The sequence below is a fragment of the Streptomyces sp. ICC1 genome (assembly GCF_003287935.1).
Taxonomy (GTDB): Bacteria; Actinomycetota; Actinomycetes; order Streptomycetales; family Streptomycetaceae; genus Streptomyces; species Streptomyces tritrimontium.
This window is the reverse complement of the sequence record NZ_CP030287.1, coordinates 9,012,134-9,028,231: the sequence shown is the minus strand read 5'-3', so window position 1 is coordinate 9,028,231 and position 16,098 is coordinate 9,012,134. Positions and strand designations below refer to the sequence as shown.

Below are 16,098 nucleotides of genomic sequence, written 5' to 3'. Positions count from 1 at the left end.
AGATGGGTATAAGATACAGCCGTTGAGCTTGAAGGTGGCGGGTATGGCGTTGGTGCCAGTGTGCGTGCCGTTGAAGCCGAAGGAGGTGGAACCGCCGGTGGCCAGGCTTCCGTTGTAGGAGAGGCTCTTGGCGGTGACGGCCGCCCCGGACTGGCTGATCGTGGCGTTCCAGCCCTGGGTGACCTGCTGGCCGTTCGCGTAGGACCACTCCAGGGTCCAGGAGGCGACCGGGTCACCGGTGTTGGTGACGATCACGTTGGCGCCGAAGCCGGTGTTCCACTGGTTCGTGATCTGGTACTCGACCTTGCAGCCGGCGGCGGCGGCTCCGGCGGAGGTGCCGAACACGGTGGCGGTCGCGCCGGCGGCGGTGACGAGACTGAGGGCCGCCAGCAAGGCGGTGCGGGGGATCGTGCGGCTCATGTCGTGGGGTGCCTTTCAGTTCAGGGCGCGCAGGCGGTCGCGCAGCCCGGTGCCGAATGAGGTGGGGGTGATCGGGCTGGGCCGGAGGGGTGCTTCCAGGACTTCGTCGGCTTCTACCAGCCCAACATCGGCGAGCGGTTCTCCCCGATCACCCCGGCCCGCGTCGCTGACACCCGCACCGCGGGCGGCCCGCTGGGCGGCGGCCAGACCCGCACGGTCAAGGTCGCGGGCGTCAACGGCATCCCGGCCGACGCCACGGCGGTCGCGCTGAACTTGACCGGTACGGGCGCCACGGAGCAGGCGCACGTCATCGCCTACCCGGATCCGGCGAAGCGTCCGGCCACCTCGAACCTGAACGTGGAGCCGGGCAAGGACAAGTCGAACCAGGCGATCGTCCCGGTCGGCCCGAACGGCACCATCACCCTCTACACCAACTCCGGTTCCACGCACGTGATCCTGGACGCGGTCGGCTACTACGGCAAGGACGGCAAAGCGCTGTTCACGCCGGTCGTGCCCAAGCGCCTCGCGGACACCCGCAGCACCGGCAAGCTCGCCCCCGGCGCCACCACCAACATCTCCGGCCTCCCGGCGAACTCGGTGGGCGCGGTCCTGAACCTCACCGCCACCGACACCACCGACCCCGGCTTCCTCACCGGCGCACCCCTCCCCCAGCACTACCTAGCCTCCAGGTGGGGCCCGAGGTCGCCAGCGAGGAGCAGCTGCTGCTGTCGACAGCCACCGCGTACCCGGAGGCCCTGGCGTCGATGCGGTGGCTGCGCCCGGAGGACTTCACCACCCAGCTGTACGGCGGCCTGTACCGGTGCTTGACCTCGCTGGCCAGCCGGGGCGAGCCGGTCGACAAGGTGACCGTGCTCTGGGAGGCGCAGCAAAGCGGTCTACTCACGCCCGCGTTCGGCCCGCAAGAGGCCCTGGAGCTGCTGGACAGCCCGGCGGGACCGCCGGAGCACTGGGGCGAGCAGATCCTGCGGCGTGCCCTCTTGCACCACGCGCACCTCGCAGGCCTGCACGTCCAGGCCTTCGCTCAGGACCTGACGAACTCGCCACACCAGGTGATCACCGGCAGCCGCCGGACGCTCGCCCACCTCGCCGGGGTCCGGGCCCGCTGGCAACACGCCACCCGCCAGCCGACCGCCCCACGCCCACCTGTCCCGGCTTCCCGGGCCGGTCCCGCCCAGCAGAGGACCCGCGCCCCAGCCGGCGGACTTCACCCCGTTCTGGTTCGCCGTGCCGGTGGCCCGCCCCCTCTTCGCGGAGGACGGCAACCCCGCTCCGATCGCGGAGCTGGCGCCGGGCACCTGGTACCTGGCCGTGGAGCAGCGCGGTCAGGCCACGCTGATCGCGCAGACCCAGGACGGCCGTCGCGGCGTCCTGAACGACACCTCGGGCATCCAGCGCGGCTGACCCCGCGCACGACCCGGCGCCACGCCACAGCGGCCCCCCGCCCTTCCGGGCGGGGGGCCGTTGCCCTACAGTCACCTGACGCATCGTCAGATATGACTGACCCGGCCTCGCGCCGGCATCGCGGAGGGGACCGTACATGCGCCTCGGACTCGCACTCGGCTACTGGGGCCGCGGCCCCAACCCGGACCACCTCGACCTCGCCGCCGAAGCCGAGAACCTCGGCTACGACTCGGTGTGGACCGCCGAGGCCTGGGGCTCGGACGCCTTCACCCCGCTCACCTGGATCGCCGCACACACCTCGCGCATCCGCCTGGGCACCGCCATCGCCCAGATGGCCGCCCGCACCCCCACCGCCACCGTCGCGGACCTGGTCCGACGGGCCTTCACCGCCCGGGACCTGGACGAGAAATGGTGCGGGGACATCACCTACGTTCAGGTCGGCGGCACATGGCTCTACCTGGCCTGCGTCCTGGACATCTGCTCGCGCTGGGTCCTTGGATGGTCGATGGCCACCCACATGCGCACGGGACTGGTCATCGACGCGCTCGAGATGGCGGTGGCGACCCGCGGCGGCCACGTGGACGGGGTGATCTTCCACGCGGACAGGGGCTCGCAATACACCTCGGCCGCGTTCGCCCAGGTCAGCGATCGTTTCGGCATCCGGCGGAGCATGGGCCGTGTCGGGTCGAGCTACGACAACGCCTTGGCTGAATCGTTTTGGCAGGGACTGAAGAGAGAAGCGGTGCAGGGCGTGTTCACGACGGTGCGTCAGGCCAGGCTGGAGATCTTCCGGTGGCTCACCTACTACAACACCCGCCGGCGCCATAGCGCCCTCGGCTACCTCTCACCCGCCGAATTCGAACGGCAACACCAGCGAGGACGTAAACTCACACTCGCAGCATGACCCCCGTGTCCACACTCCGGGGGACACCTCAGGATTCGTACGGGGTGGAGAGGACCACCGTGGTGCGGGTGGAGACGTGTGCGAGGGCGCGCAGCCGGCCCAGGAGGTCTTCCAGTTCCAGCGGGGTCGCGACGCGGACCTTGAGGATGTAGTTCTCGTCGCCCGCGACGCTGTGGCAGGCCTCGATCTCCGGGACCCCGGCCAGCCGTTCCGCGATGTCGTCCGGGGCGCTCGGGTCGAAGGGCTTGACCGAGATGAAGGCCGTCAGGGGCAGCCCGACGGCCTCGGGGTCGACGACGGCGGCGTAGCCGCGGATGACCCCGCGCTGCTCCAGGCGGCGTACTCGCTGATGGACCGCCGACGTGGACAGTCCGGTGGCCTTGCCCAGGTCCGTGTAGCTCATCCGCCCGTCCCGCACGAGCAGATCCACGATCTGGCGGTCCAGCTCCTCCATTGCGCTCATAGCCGCACAACCTACGGCCCTGGACCGCTCCAGGCACAGCCGTGTCCACGGATTGAGGCGGCACCTGCGGCAGGCATGTGACCAAGGCCACAAGGGTATGAGGGCGTACGGCGGCCGGAAGTGGTTACTCGTGCCGCGCGACGGGAAGTGCTTGGGATGAGTGGGCGGGTGGAGTGGGCGGGTGGGTCAGCAGGCGTTGAGGATGTTGAGCAGGGCCGTCTTCTCCGTCGAGTCCATGCTCAGGTTCCAGTACTGCTTCACGTCGACCCACAGGCGCGCGTACGTACAGCGGTAGGCCGTGCGCGGGGGAAGCCACTTGCCGGGGTCGAGGTCGCCCTTGGCCTGGTTGACGTTGTCGGTGACCGCTATGAGCTGGGGGCGGGTGAGGTCGTTGGCGAACTGCTGGCGCTTGCTGGTGGTCCAGGAGTTGGCGCCGGAGCGCCATGCCTCGGCAAGCGGGACGACGTGGTCGATGTCGACGTCGGAGGCGGCGGTCCAGGTGGCGCCGTCGTACTCGGAGTACCAGTTGCCGCTGACGGCCGCGCAGGCGGAGTCCTGGACGACGCCCGAGCCGTCGCGCTTGAGGACGGTCTCGCGGGTGTTGCAGGTGCCGGAGACGGTGCTCCAGTGGGGGAAGAGGTCGCGGCTGTACCCGCTGGTGGACCCCTCGGTCTTCGGGGTGACCGTGGCGAGGTAGGAGCGGGCGGCCGCGGCGCTGATGGGTGTGGGAGGGGCGGCCTCGGCAGTGGGCAACTGGACGTGAAACGTAGGAAGCGGTCGGAAGGGTCCGAGGTGTATACGAGGCGGCCCTAGGGCCGCGCGGACCGCCCGGACCTGGCCAGATCCACCGCGGCCCGCTCCAGCTCGCCGGAGGCGTCCGCGATCCGGCGGCCGGCGTCCGCGACCTGCCCGGACAGCCTGCGCACCTCCACGAAGACCCGCACCGCGAGCACGGCGAGGACGGCGAGCCCCAGGAAACCCAGGGCGATTGCGAGCATCGGCCACAGCATGGCAAGAGCCTAGGCCACCGCCCGCCTCACACGCTGCGCAGGGTGCTCACTCCGCCACCGGTCAGCAGTTCCACGATGCGCTCGCCGGCCGGTTTGCGGACCTGCGCACCGCACTCGGGACAGGTGAAGGAGTAGAAGGTGGCCCGCCGGCTGCCGCCGATGGCCAGTCGCAGGGCGCTCGGATCCAGCTCGAAACGGGCCCGGCAGTCCGGACACGCCGCCTTGAAGGCGATCGGGACCGCACCGCCGCCCTGCGCGGACACCTGGTCCGCCCCGCCCCGTACGGGCAGCCGCGGCGATGTCGCTTATACCCATCTTCTAGCCCACGAGGCTGGATTTTGACGAGGCGGCGCATGGAGCCGAGGGCCTCGTCCCCGGCCGCCTCGATGCGGCCGAAGATCTCGCCGGCGCGTTCGGCGGAGACCTTGGTGTACCGGGCGGCCCGTGCCTCGACGACGATCCCGGTCACGTGGTGGGCGACGAGGTCGTGGAGCTCGCGGGCGAGCTCCAGGCGTTCGGCGCTGCGTACGGCGCGCAGTTCCCGGACGCGCTGGACGGACTGCAGGCGCAGCAGCAGGGAGTACGCGGCGACGACGACGGTGAGGACGGAGAAGAGCAGGGTGAAGCGGCCGGGGTCGGTGTCCCGGACGGGGACCGCCATGCAGCCGAGGCCGAGCAGGGGGCCGAGGACGGCGGCGGTGCGGGCGGGGGCGCGGAGCAGGACCTGGCTGAGGAAGACGAGGAGGGCGATGGCTTCGCCGCCGCCCCAGACGACGATCGGGTGGTTGCCGAAGATCAGCAGGAGGGTGACGGTCCAGGTGACGGCGGCGGCGAACCAGGCGCGGACGAGGAGGGGGATGCCGGGCCAGGGGGCCGCGCTGAGGCAGACGAGGATGCCGGAGACCCAGACGGCGGCGTGCGGGGCGCTGGGCTGGCGGGCCGCTACTGGTCGATCTTGTCGTCGACCAGCTTCTTGACGTTGTCCCAGGCCTTCGCCGGGTCGGTGCCGCGCTGCTCGATGTCGAGGATGCCGTTGTCGGTGAGGAAGGTCTTCACCTGGCCGTCCCAGCGGCTGATCGGGGCGGGGGTGATGCCGGCCGCGGCCTCCGAGTAGATCTTGCCGATCGGGGTGTCACCGAAGTACGGCAGCTTGGCGTCCTGCACGGTCGCGGAGGTGAGCGTGTCCTTGGTGGAGGGGATGTTGCCGTTCACCCCGAAGACCTTGGCGTGCTGCGCCGGCGCGGTGAGCCACGCGGCCAGCTCGGCCGCCTCCTTGGTGTGCTTGCCCGACTTGGGGACCGCGAGGAACGAGCCGCCCCAGTTGCCGGCCACGGGCGGTGCGGCGATGTCCCACTTCCCCTGGTTGTCCGGGCCCGCCTGGTCCTTGATGATGCCCGTCATCCAGCTGGGGCAGGCCACCGTGGCGAACTTCGCGTTCTTGAAGGCCGCGTTCCAGGTGCCCTTCTCGTCGAACTGCCGCAGCTTGCCCGTCAGTTCGCCCTTCGCCGCCGCCACGGCGGTGTCCCACGCCTTCTTCACGCCCGGGCTGTTCTCGTAGTCCAGCTCGCCCTTGGTGTTCGCGTACTGCACGGGCTGGCTGGAGATCACGGTTCAGTTGTGTATAAGAGGCAGCCACGACGGCCGACTGCGCCGGTGACGCCGGCGGCGGCGGCGCGGGAACCGGCGCGGCGGGTTCGGACGGCCCGGACTCCGGCACGGAGGGGGCGGACAGGTCCGTGCGCGGGTCGGCGTCCCGGGGCAGCAGCCCGGCCACCACGGCCACCGCGACGACGGCGCCCGAGCACAGCAGCAGCGGGAGCACGAACCGTGCGGGCCGGCGGCGGCCGGCGCGGCGGCGGCCTCCCCGGCGGCCTCCTCGGCGGTTGCCGCCCCGCGCGGGGGTGGTGGTGGTGGTGCGGGCGGTGGGGTGTGAGGTGTGAGGTTTCTTCATGACTGGTTCCATGATCGCGCGGAAGGGAGCTGCGCGGCGAGCCGCATCCGCTCCTCCAGCTGGTTCCCGGCGAGGGTGAGTACCTCCGCGTTCTGCTCGATCAGCCTTTTCCGGTAGGCGACTTCTACGCCCTGCCAGACGTCCGTGCGGCGGGAACGTTGCCTGCTGCCCGGATCTTGTTGCGCGGCCGTGACGGACCACGGGGGCCCCGGCGCGGCCACCAAGCGGCCCCGGCGCGGCCCCCGTGGTCCCGTCTCTTAGACACATCTGACGCTGACGACGCACTACTCCGTGTAGACATCCGCGGGCGCAGTACTTCTTATAAAACCGCCGGCCCGGACCGGCGGAGCCACCCGCCCGGACCGGCGGAGCCACCGGTAGGTCACCGCCCGGTCGCCCCCCAAGCCCCGATCCCGAGCTTTCCGGTGTTCCCGAGATCCACCGACTGCTTCAGCCGCAGTTCCAGCCGCGGCGCGCCCGGCCGTGGCGTGACCAGGAGCCCCCAGGCCTCCGCCGCCGGGACGTCCGGCTCCGTGAGCAGGTTCCGCCACACCAGCAGCACCTCGGCCGCCTGCCCCGGTCGGAGCGTCACCTTCCCCGGCGGGGCCTCCGCCCCCGTGGGGGAGGACGTGATCCCGGCCGCGCCGTGGCCGACCGACACCCCCCGCACCGGGGCGTTCGCCCTGTCCAGCAGCTCGATCTCCGGGTAGCCCTCCAACTCGTAAGGCTGATCCCCGCAGTTCACCAGCTGCACCGCCCCCACGCGCAACCCCATCGCCGCGTTCACGAGCCCCTCGGAGAGCCGCACCCCGCCCTCGGGACACGCGTCGGCGCGCGGGACCTGCGTCGGACGCACCCCGGCCGACACCGTCGGCCCCGGCGCCCGGGCGGGCGCGGGCGGCGCCTCGCACCCTGCGACCAGCCCCGCCGTCCCCACCAGCACGCCCACCCCGGCCATGACCCGCCTCTTATACACATCTCCGCGCCCACGAGACTAGGCCCGGGCCCCGCGGTGCACCACCTGCCGTCGCACGCCACGGGGATCGGCCCGTGCCGGGCCCGTACGGGAAGCCTCGGCCGAAGCCGGCGCCGAAGTCAGAGCCCAAGCAAAAGCGGAGTGGCATCGGGGATTCCCCAGAGCCCTTTCGTGTGCCGCTCCCCCCTGACTTCTTACGTCGATGAGTGCGCGAGGGCTTCGCGCGCCCGGGCCAGCGCCGCCGGGGGCGCGGCCGGAGGATGGGGCCAGGGGGAACCCAGGAGGAGGTACGCGATGGCCAGTGAAGCGGACCAGCAGCCCAAGCGTCCGGCCCATCTGTACACAGGCTCGGAGCGCCCGTACGACCCCGAGGACCTCGTGATGGCGCGCGGCCAGGAGCCGACCCCGGAGCGGGTCGAGAAGGCGCGCCTCCTGATCGAGAAGGAAGGCGCGAAGGCCCTCGAACGCTACCTCCCGTAGCCGGACCGGGGTGCGGGGCGAAGCCCCGGAGACCGTGCGAAGGGCGGGGCGGGGAGCGGCTCGGCCGAGCGGCGCCCCGCCCCGTCGCCGCGCGGGGCGCGCGGACCGCATCCACCATCGGTGGACGCTCGTTAGCCGCCCGGGGGGCCGACCCGAAGGACGACGCACGATGCAGACGACCGACAGCCCCGCCGCCGCCGTCGACTGGGACCACCCGGCGCGACCTTGACCGTGCGGGTCTGGCCGCCGCCCAGCGGGCCGCCCGCGGTGCGGGTGTCAGCGACGCGGGCCGGGGTGATCGGGGAGAACCGCTCGCCGATGTTGGGCTGGTAGAAGCCGACGAAGTCCACGATCACCGAGGCGTTGCCCGAGTTGAGCTGTGTCTGGATCTTGCCGTCGGCGCCGACCGGCACGGTGACGGTGTTGGACGAGGTGCCGCCCGCGCGGACGTTGACGTTCGAGGTCGCCGGGCGGGGCTGGCCCGAGGGCCAGACGCTCAGGTGGGTGTCCTCGGTGGAACCGGTGACGGTCACGTTGAGGACCACCGAGGCCATGCCCCCGGAGAGCACGTGATCCGGGACGCTGCTGGTGGTGTTCGGCAGGTTCACGATCCTGGCGTAACCGCCCTGGAGCGGCGTGTTGGTGGTGCGGGTGTCGAGCAGGCGGAACGGCTCGGTGGCCACGTAGCCCGAGGCGGCGTAGTCGACCTTCACGGTCCGGGTCGCCGTGGACTTGCCACCCTTGGAGTCCTGGAGCGTCAGCGTCACCTTGTACTCGCCCGGCTGCTTGTAGGCGTAGGAGGAGAAGCGGCCGTCGGTGCTGTGCGCGGTGGTGCCGTCACCGAAGTCCACGTCCGCGCTCGTCACCGGCCACGGCGCCGTGGTGCCCGCGGTGTCGACGGCCGCATGCCTGGCAGTGGAATGTGTCTTGCGTGGGGCGGTTCTCCTTCGCGGTGTGCCCGCATTCGGGGCACTCGCGGGAGGTGTTGCGGGGATCCACGGCGATGATTCTCCGGCCGGCGCTTTCAGCCTTGCTGGTGAGGATCGCGAGGAACACCCCCCAACCCGCGTCGTGGATCGAACGGTTCAGTCCGGCCTTCGCGGCGGCCCCGTTGGGCAGAAAGCTGCCCGCCTCGTCGGGGTCGGGCTTCGGCTTGGGGGCCCGCACCATGTTGGCGATGCTCAGCTTCTCGTGGGCTATCGCGTCGTGGACGCGGACGAGCCGGAGTGCGGCCTTGTGGGCGTGGTCGAGGCGCTGGCGCCGGACTTTGCCGTGCAGGGCTGCGACCTTCGCCACGGCGGCGCGGTGCTTCTTCGTCCGCTTGTCGCGGCGGACGCGGGGGAAGACCGCAACCCTCCGCTGGGCCTCGGCCAGAGCTTCGGCGTTGGCCCGGCCGTGGCGCGGGTTGGGGACGAACTCACCGTTGGAGTCGGCCAGGAAGTTGGCGATCCCGACGTCGATCCCGACGACGGAGCCCGTCGCGGGCAGCGGCTCGGGCCGGGGCTGCACGGCGGTCAGCACCACGTACCAGCGCTTGCCCTCGCGCTTGACCGACACGGTCTTGACCTTGCCGACCACCGACCGGTGCCGGTGGACCAAGGTCCCATATCCACCCCCACACACCAGCCCCGACCTGCACCGATACCCGCCCGGCCGGCGGGGGGCCGTTCCGCCCCGGCTGCGAGGACCACTAGTAAGAGCGGTCGTTGCCAGCGGCCTCGAACCCCCGTAGAACTGGATGAGTCGCAGGGCGGACGCAGATCCCCCGGGTTCACCCCCGGTCTCCTGATCCCGCCGACGAACCCCTCTCCTCCGCGTGAGTGGCTCACGCATGCCCCAGGCATGCCGCGACCGCCCCTGTCCCCTTCGGAAGGTCAATCCGTGTCCAACGCCGTCATCCGCCGCATCGCCGCTTCCAAGAAGACCCTCGCGGGCACCGTCCTCGCCCTGGGCGTCGCCGGTTCCATGCTTGCCGCGGTCCCCGCGCAGGCCGCCCCGATGAACGCCAAGGCGATCGCCCAGCAGATGATCAAGGACCCGGCCCAGTTCGCGGCGTTCAACAACATCGTTTCCCGCGAAAGCGGCTGGAACCACACCGCCACGAACGCCTCCTCCGGCGCCTACGGCCTCGTCCAGGCCCTCCCGGCCTCGAAGATGGCCTCCGCCGGCTCGGACTGGAAGACCAACCCCGCCACCCAGATCAAGTGGGGCCTGGACTACATGAACTCCCGCTACGGCAGCCCCACCGGCGCCTGGAGCTTCTGGCAGACCCACCACTGGTACTAAGCCACCAGCGGGGCCTGGTCCCAGGAGTCGAGGGAGGGGTTGAGGGCTCCGGCGGCGAGGTCGGCGGCGACGGCCACGGCGAGGGGCGGGCAGTGCAGGTGGGCCGCGCACAGCGGGTCGGCGGGGTCGGCGGCGCCGGCGGCGAGGGTGTGGACGAGGGTGCGGAGCGCTTCGTGGTCTCCGTGCCCGTGTTCGGGCAGCATGTCGCCCAGTGCGGCTTCGACGCGGGCGGTGACGGCGTCGGGTCCGCCGGCGGGGAGGGGTCCGCCGCGGGCGCGGGCTCCGGTGGCGAGGGCGTCGAGGACGGTGTCGAGGAGGGGCCGCAGGGCGTCGGGGCCGTGGATTCCGCCGGCGAGCGGGGCTGCTGCGCTGCCTGTGCCGGGGGACGCTGTCATGCGGTTGTCCTCACGGGAGCGGATCTGCGGCGGGCGTTGCCGCGGTGTGGGGGCGGGGCACCCGCGCGGTACAACGATCAGACCCGAATGGGGTAACCGCCCGGGTTTGTGAATGGTTGATTTCAAGCCGTCCGCGGTGGCCTGGAGTTGTCTGGCGCCGGTGTGCGTGGTGCGGCGCTGGGTGGAGTTGGGGCGACGGGGGGTGCCGCCCCCGCCCCGGCAGGGCGGGGCGAGGGCGGGACCCCCCGCCGCCCCAACACCCCCCCGGACCCTTATACAAATCCGAAGCTGCCGACGCTCAACCCGGGGTCTATCTCGGGCTGAGACGGGGGTCTGTTGGGCGAGGATGGTCGCAGAAGCGTGTCGGTGGGATGGGGCTATCGCTCGTGCACATGCGTCAGAAGCGCTCTCGAGCACTAACGCCCGGGTTCTACTGCGAGGACCGAGGCCTGCCCCGCACGGCCCCGACCCGCAGACGGCCGCCCACCGAAGCCAGGACCAGGCTCCGCCTCCGAGGGAGGGCCGCACCGCGCCGGGCAGCGGCCGCCGGGCGGGGCGGCGGTGCCGGGCTGCGCCTCCAAGGCAGAGCTGCACTGGTCGGGCGACGGCCGCCGGGCTGCGCCGCTGTGCCGGGCTGAGCTGCGCCTCCGATACGGGGCTGCACTGTGCCGGGCTGCACTGTGCCACCGGGCTGCGCTGCGGTGTCGGGCTGCGCTTCCGAGGCGGGGCTGCGCTGTGCCGGGCTGACGGGGGGCCTGCCCGTCACCGCTCTCGCGCTGCGGGAGCCGCTGCAGGTTGCTGCCCTTCCTGGGCACTGGCCCGTGCCGCACGTGCCGGGCACTCCCAGGCCTGGCGCGCCGGGCCGGGCCTGGGAGTGCCGGCAGCGTGCCGACTGGTGGGTTGGTGCCCGGGTGTGCCCCCGGTTTGGCGTCGGATCCGGGCCCGGATCCGCGTCCCGGGGCCGTCCTCAGGTGGGGGCGGGTCAGTGCTCCGGGGGCTGGCTCCTATTCAAATCTCCGAGCCCACGGGGCTAGGCATGATCTCGGATGGTCCAGTCGGCGAGCGGGACGAGATGGAAGATCATGCCGATCGTTCTACCGCAGTGGCGGCGCGGTGCTGCTCCAGGTGGCAGACGTGTCCGGATTGGGTGACATTGTCGGTATCTCGAAGCCGTGGCCGCCTTCTGCGCGCCCCGGTCCCTCTTCGAAAGGCAGCACCATGGCGGGTAACGACCTCGGCTCCCTTCTCGGCGGCCTCCTCGGCGGCGGCAGCGGCGGACAGGGCGGCAGCGGCGGTGGAGGCAACATCCTCGGCGCGCTGCTCGGCGCGCTCATGGGTGGCGGCGGCGGCGCCCAGGCGGCGGGCGGCGCGGGGAACAACCCGCTGGGCGGCCTGATGGACATGCTGACCAAGTCGGGCCTGGTCGACCAGGCCCAGTCCTGGGTCGGCACCGGCGAGAACCAGCCGGTCAGCGGCGCGCAGATCGCCGAGGCCCTCCCGAACGACACCCTGGCCAAGGTCGCCGAGCAGGCGGGAGTCAGCCCGGAGGCGGCCGCCGACCAGATCGCGCAGGCGCTGCCGCAGGCCGTCGACAAGCTGAGCCCGCAGGGCTCGCTGCCGACCGGTTCGCTGGAGGACATCATCAAGCAGCAGCAGCTCTGACCGCACTCCGCGTGCACGAGGGCCCGGCAGCCCGTCCCACCGGACGGACGGCCGGGCCCTCTCGGCGTCCGGCTGGTTACTCTGAGGCAGGCGCACACCACCGCCACCCCCACCCCTGGACCGACCCCCGCCCCCGCTCGCGCGGAGCGGCCCGGCGGGGCGAGGGTGCTGGCCGTGATCCCGGCCCGCGGCGGCTCCAAGGGGGTGCCCGGCAAGAACCTGGCCGACGTCGGCGGGGTACCGCTGGTGGTGCGGGCCGTACGGGCCTGCCTGGGGGCCGGCAGCGTCACCGACGTCCTCGTGTCCACCGACTCCGAGGCGATCGGCGCCGCGGCCCGGGGCGCCGGGGCCGGCGTGCTGCGGCGGCCCGCCGGGATCTCCGGGGACACCGCCACCAGCGAGGCCGCCCTGCTGCACGCGCTCGACGCCTTCGAGGAACTGCACTCGGTCACGGTCGACGTGGTCCTCCTCGTCCAGTGCACCAGCCCCTTCGTCACCGCCTCCGACGTGGAGTCCGTCGCCGCCGCCGTCGCGTCCGGCGCCGCCGACTGCGCGCTCACCGCGGCCCCCTTCCACGGCTTCCTCTGGCGGGCGGCCCCCGACGGCTCCGGGACCGGGGTCAACCACGACACCTCGTACCGCCCCCGCCGCCAGGACCGCCCCCAGGACCTGCTGGAGACCGGCGCCGCCTACGCCATGGACGCCGCCGGATTCCGCACCGCCCGCCACCGCTTCTTCGGGCGGACCGTGCCCGTCGCCACCGACCCCGCCCGGGTCCTGGAGATCGACGACCCCCACGACCTGGCCCGGGCCCGCGCGCTCGTCCCCGTACTCGCCTCCCCTCCCTCACCCCACCGGCCAGTTCCAACTCTTCGACCACCTCGCCCGCAACGCCACCACCCGCCACCTCGGCTTCCGCAGCGGCAACCTCGAAGCCATGGCCCTCATGGGTTTCGACGTCCGCTACCTCGAAGAACCCCACAGCGAAATGGGCGGGTTCCGCATGACCGCCTGGCACACCGACCCGACGGTCACCGCCAGGACCGCCGACGGCACGAACCGCACCACCCAGAACGCGCTGGCCCCCGGCTACGAGCGCCTCATCGTCACCCACTCCCCCACCCGCTCCGGACAGCACCAGAAAGACCTCCCCCTCGACATCCGCAAGGACGCCCAGAAGCACGCCGACTGGCACCGCGACGACAAACTCGCCAAACACCTCGCCCTCACCGAAACCAACGACGAAGCCGCACTCTCCCGACCCAAGGGCTTCACCGACGAAGACCTCGCCAACATCGACGCCTACCTCCGCCACGGCGACCCCGGCGCCGGCCTCCACGACACCACCAGGCAGGCCGTCGAGGCCCTCGCGGTACGCGCCGCGGCCATCGACACGTCCGACGATGCCCAACGGGACGCCATCGCACGGGAGTTCGCGTCCCTGCTGGCCGGCCTTCCCGATCACGAGCGCCTCGATGCCCTGCGGGCCCGCAACATCTACGCCCAGTCCGTCGCCCACCTGCTCCAGAGCCCGGCCCTGTCCGGCCCGGCGGCCGATGCCCCCGAGACCGCGGCCCCGCCGACCGCCGCCCGTGTAAAGAGGACGGCTGCCAGCCCGGGATGACCGCCTCGGCGTCGGCGCCGCCGGCCCGCGCGGCGGCGCCGACGCCAAGCCGGTCATCCCGGGCTGGAAGGTCGTCATCAACCCGAAGTACGGCACCGCCTTCGACGTCCCGGCAGACTGGAACGTCCTCTCCTCGGGCATGTCCATCGGCTTCGAGGACGACGTCAAGAACGACGGCAGCCCCCTCGTCATGATGTCCGCACCCGCCTTCCTCAAGGAGGACTGGTGCAAGGTCGACGCCAACAAGGACGGCAAGGAGGAGTCGACCTCGCTGGCCGCCTCCGGAACCAAGGGCGGCATGGGGGCCAAGGGCACCGCCGATGCCTCGCGCAACGAGGCCGGCAACTGGGTCTTCGCCGGGTACGCGCAGAAGGCGCCGAAGGGCACCACCAAGGTCTCCGAGCCGAAGGAGTACACGACCACCTCCGGGCTCAAGGGCCACATGGCGACCGCGACGGTGAGCGGCCTGCCGAAGGAGAACAAGTGCTCCTCCGACGGCAAGTCGATCGCCTTCAGCTTCACGACCTCCAACGGTGACCTCTCCACCTGGGTCCTCTACGGCGCCGCCGGCGTCCCGGGCGAAGTGAGCCAGGAGACCTACGAGAAGATCCTCAGCAGCGTCCGCCTCAACACCGGCTGATATCCCGCACCGCCCCGCCCCGGTCGGAAATCCGTTTGGACTACCGACCGGGGCCGGGGATAGTCCGGGGGACCCGCAGGACACCAGTGCCGCACAGGCCCCGGCCCCCCGCCGGATCACGATCGTGGCGGAGTCCCCCGAAACGATCGCGGACGCGCTCACCGCGCACCTCACGCCGGACGACCTCAAGGCCGTCACGGAACTGCTGCTGACCCGCATCTGACACGACGGGGGCGCTGACGCCGTTAACGGCGTTAACGCCGTTAACGCCGTTAACGCCCCCACGTGTGTTTCATGTGCGTTCCATGGTGCGGTTCGCATAAGCTGCGGCTGGAGGTTTCCCATGCTCAACGCGCACGACAACGAACAGACCACGCTCTTCGCCGCGGTCGACGCACTACTGGAAGAGGCCGCGGCACAAGACGCCCTCCCCCACCCTGACGAGCGCAAGCGCCTCCGCGAGGCCGCGGGGCTGAGCCAGGACCAGATCGCCCAGGCCCTCTCCGTCCGCCGCGAAACGGTCACCTCCTGGGAGACGGGCCGCACCGCCCCCCGTCCCCCCAAGCGCGCTGCCTACGCCCGCCTCCTCAACGGCCTCGCAGACCTCCACCCCATTAACGCCGTTAACACCGCCTCCCCCACCGGAGCCGCACCCATTAACGCCGTTAACACCAAGGCCGAGCCGCAGACCGTTAACGGCGTTAACGCCGTTAACGCCGAGGCCGCCGCACACCCCGAGCCGAGGCCCGCAGCCCCGTCCCCTCTTAACGCCGTTAACGCCGTTAACGCTCCCCCGCACGCCGACGCCCCCGTGGCCGACGGCGCAGCCCCCGAACCGGGGCCTGGGGCAGAGCCCCAGTTTCGGGACCCCTTCAAGGGGGAGGTGGCGGGGGCGCGGAACCGGGACCGTTGAGTCATGACCACACGAGCCGTTCACCCGACACGGTCACCGCGACCGGCACACGAGGAAGCAATGCCGCGGGCTCCCCGGGCGGGGGCCGGGCGCAGTGCGCTGGCCGTGGTGGCCATGGCCGCCACCGTCCCCTATCTGACCCTCAAGACCGCCTGGCTGGCCGGGAGCCGCGTCGGGATACCCGATGGCAGCGTGCTGCTGGAGCCCCGGCCGTTCATCACGGCGGCCAATGCCGTCACGGTGCTCATGGACGCCGCCGTGATCGTGCTCGCGCTGGCGCTCACCAGACCCTGGGGCAGACGGGTGCCGTCCTGGCTGCTGACCGTCCCGGTCTTCACCGCCACTGGACTGCTCACGCCCATCGTGCTCGGCTTCCCCGGCCAACTCCTCGTGAGGGCACTGGGGCTGGGGCCGGACGCGGCCGAGCGGGCGACCAGTACGCCCTTCCTCGACCCCTGGGTCTTCCACGTCGTCTATTCGGGCTTCATCGTCCAGGCGCTCGCCCTGGCCGGCCTGTTCGTGCCCTATGCGCGCGAACGCTGGGGCAGGCGCTGGCAGGGCGCCCTCGGCTCGCGGCTCCCGTCACCCACGGGGGTGGTGGCGGGAGCCGCGGCGGCACTGTCCGCGGTGGTGGCGGCGGCGCATTTCCACTGGGCCCTCGGCGGCACGGCCGGGCTCGACGCGGAGCAGATCGCGCGGTACTCCTCCGATACCGCCGTGGCCTCCGCCGTCCACGGGATATGCACGCTCACCGCCGGGGCGGGGGCGGTGCTGCTCGCCAGGGGCGGGACCCGGAAAGGCATGGAGTGGGATAATACAGGCACTTAGGGCATAGGAAGTAGAGGTCTTGGGATTTGAGCTCTGGCTAGACGCGGCATAGATTGAGATCGATCTGGAAATAGAGGTCATGCAAGATTTGGAAGCGGTTACGGATTCCTTAGTTTTTTTTTTT

The 16,098-nt window shown here is 71.6% G+C and carries 16 protein-coding genes and 6 pseudogenes; 11 read left to right on the top strand and 11 right to left on the bottom strand.

Features of this window, described 5'->3' with window-relative positions; translation table 11 throughout:
- Positions 1–420 (bottom strand): cellulose-binding domain-containing protein (locus tag DRB96_RS42525; protein ID WP_204357968.1); only part of this gene is annotated, 420 nt, incomplete at its 3' end.
- 273 nt (positions 421–693) lie between these two features.
- Here DRB96_RS42525 and DRB96_RS45745 point away from each other — a divergent pair.
- From DRB96_RS45745 to DRB96_RS42500, 3 genes and pseudogenes are all read left to right on the top strand, one after another.
- Positions 694–1,248: a hypothetical protein gene (locus DRB96_RS45745; RefSeq protein ID WP_239517861.1), complete on the top strand. Its 555-nt coding sequence runs from the start codon at positions 694–696 to the stop codon at positions 1,246–1,248.
- Between the two features lie 384 nt (positions 1,249–1,632).
- Positions 1,633–1,842 (top strand): annotated as a pseudogene (locus tag DRB96_RS42505) (hypothetical protein); the annotation flags it as partial.
- Positions 1,843–1,978: 136 nt separating this feature from the next.
- Positions 1,979–2,746, top strand: a complete 768-nt coding sequence (locus DRB96_RS42500; RefSeq protein ID WP_112453096.1) for an IS3 family transposase — start codon at positions 1,979–1,981, stop codon at positions 2,744–2,746.
- Positions 2,747–2,774: 28 nt separating this feature from the next.
- Here the strand turns inward: DRB96_RS42500 and DRB96_RS42495 are convergent, their stop codons facing one another.
- From DRB96_RS42495 to DRB96_RS42465, 7 genes and pseudogenes are all read right to left on the bottom strand, one after another.
- Positions 2,775–3,200: an Lrp/AsnC family transcriptional regulator gene (locus DRB96_RS42495; RefSeq protein WP_162689192.1), complete on the bottom strand. Its 426-nt coding sequence runs from the start codon at positions 3,198–3,200 to the stop codon at positions 2,775–2,777.
- A gap of 195 nt (positions 3,201–3,395) precedes the next feature.
- The gene (locus tag DRB96_RS42490) at positions 3,396–3,962 is read right to left on the bottom strand and encodes an HNH endonuclease family protein (protein ID WP_239517860.1); all 567 of its coding nucleotides are present in this window, start codon (positions 3,960–3,962) and stop codon (positions 3,396–3,398) included.
- A 56-nt stretch (positions 3,963–4,018) separates the two neighbouring features.
- Positions 4,019–4,219: a hypothetical protein gene (locus DRB96_RS42485; protein WP_112453094.1), complete on the bottom strand. Its 201-nt coding sequence runs from the start codon at positions 4,217–4,219 to the stop codon at positions 4,019–4,021.
- 26 nt (positions 4,220–4,245) lie between these two features.
- Positions 4,246–4,482, bottom strand: a complete 237-nt coding sequence (locus tag DRB96_RS42480; RefSeq protein ID WP_112453093.1) for a hypothetical protein — start codon at positions 4,480–4,482, stop codon at positions 4,246–4,248.
- Between the two features lie 86 nt (positions 4,483–4,568).
- A pseudogene (locus DRB96_RS45740) lies at positions 4,569–4,880 on the bottom strand (histidine kinase dimerization/phosphoacceptor domain-containing protein); the annotation flags it as partial.
- Positions 4,881–5,161: 281 nt separating this feature from the next.
- Positions 5,162–5,827 carry an extracellular solute-binding protein gene (locus tag DRB96_RS42470; RefSeq protein WP_239517859.1) on the bottom strand — a complete coding sequence of 222 codons (666 nt, stop codon included), beginning with the start codon at positions 5,825–5,827 and terminating at the stop codon, positions 5,162–5,164.
- 725 nt (positions 5,828–6,552) lie between these two features.
- Positions 6,553–7,128 (bottom strand): DUF4232 domain-containing protein, encoded by a 576-nt coding sequence (locus DRB96_RS42465; RefSeq protein ID WP_162689181.1) that lies wholly within the window; start codon positions 7,126–7,128, stop codon positions 6,553–6,555.
- Positions 7,129–7,440: 312 nt separating this feature from the next.
- Between DRB96_RS42465 and DRB96_RS42460 the strand changes: the two genes are divergently transcribed.
- Positions 7,441–7,626, top strand: coding sequence for a hypothetical protein (locus DRB96_RS42460; RefSeq protein ID WP_112453091.1), 186 nt, complete (start codon positions 7,441–7,443; stop codon positions 7,624–7,626).
- A gap of 131 nt (positions 7,627–7,757) precedes the next feature.
- Here DRB96_RS42460 and DRB96_RS42455 read toward each other — a convergent pair whose 3' ends face one another.
- Both DRB96_RS42455 and DRB96_RS42450 read right to left on the bottom strand, forming a co-directional pair.
- Positions 7,758–8,492 carry a PKD domain-containing protein gene (locus DRB96_RS42455; RefSeq protein WP_162689180.1) on the bottom strand — a complete coding sequence of 245 codons (735 nt, stop codon included), beginning with the start codon at positions 8,490–8,492 and terminating at the stop codon, positions 7,758–7,760.
- Positions 8,464–9,222 (bottom strand): annotated as a pseudogene (locus DRB96_RS42450) (RNA-guided endonuclease TnpB family protein); the annotation flags it as partial. The gene DRB96_RS42455 and the pseudogene DRB96_RS42450, both read right to left, overlap by 29 nt.
- Positions 9,223–9,507: 285 nt before the next feature.
- On the opposite strand from DRB96_RS42450, the gene DRB96_RS42445 reads away from it, so the two are divergent.
- Positions 9,508–9,912, top strand: coding sequence for a transglycosylase SLT domain-containing protein (locus DRB96_RS42445; RefSeq protein WP_239517858.1), 405 nt, complete (start codon positions 9,508–9,510; stop codon positions 9,910–9,912).
- Positions 9,913–9,920: 8 nt separating this feature from the next.
- Here DRB96_RS42445 and DRB96_RS42440 read toward each other — a convergent pair.
- Positions 9,921–10,307, bottom strand: a pseudogene (locus tag DRB96_RS42440) (aspartate aminotransferase family protein); the annotation flags it as partial.
- Positions 10,308–11,525: 1,218 nt separating this feature from the next.
- On the opposite strand from DRB96_RS42440, the gene DRB96_RS42435 reads away from it, so the two are divergent.
- From DRB96_RS42435 to DRB96_RS42410, 6 genes and pseudogenes are all read left to right on the top strand, one after another.
- Positions 11,526–11,969 (top strand): YidB family protein, encoded by a 444-nt coding sequence (locus DRB96_RS42435; RefSeq protein WP_112453088.1) that lies wholly within the window; start codon positions 11,526–11,528, stop codon positions 11,967–11,969.
- A gap of 165 nt (positions 11,970–12,134) precedes the next feature.
- Positions 12,135–12,803: pseudogene (locus tag DRB96_RS42430) on the top strand (acylneuraminate cytidylyltransferase family protein); the annotation flags it as partial.
- Between the two features lie 103 nt (positions 12,804–12,906).
- Positions 12,907–13,593 carry a hypothetical protein gene (locus DRB96_RS42425; protein WP_112453087.1) on the top strand — a complete coding sequence of 229 codons (687 nt, stop codon included), beginning with the start codon at positions 12,907–12,909 and terminating at the stop codon, positions 13,591–13,593.
- 139 nt (positions 13,594–13,732) lie between these two features.
- On the top strand, positions 13,733–14,233 hold the full coding sequence (locus DRB96_RS42420; RefSeq protein ID WP_204357967.1) for a hypothetical protein: 501 nt from the start codon (positions 13,733–13,735) through the stop codon (positions 14,231–14,233).
- 343 nt (positions 14,234–14,576) lie between these two features.
- Positions 14,577–14,834 (top strand): annotated as a pseudogene (locus DRB96_RS42415) (helix-turn-helix transcriptional regulator); the annotation flags it as partial.
- Between the two features lie 372 nt (positions 14,835–15,206).
- Positions 15,207–15,974 (top strand): hypothetical protein, encoded by a 768-nt coding sequence (locus tag DRB96_RS42410; RefSeq protein ID WP_112453086.1) that lies wholly within the window; start codon positions 15,207–15,209, stop codon positions 15,972–15,974.
- Positions 15,975–16,098: the final 124 nt, after the last annotated feature.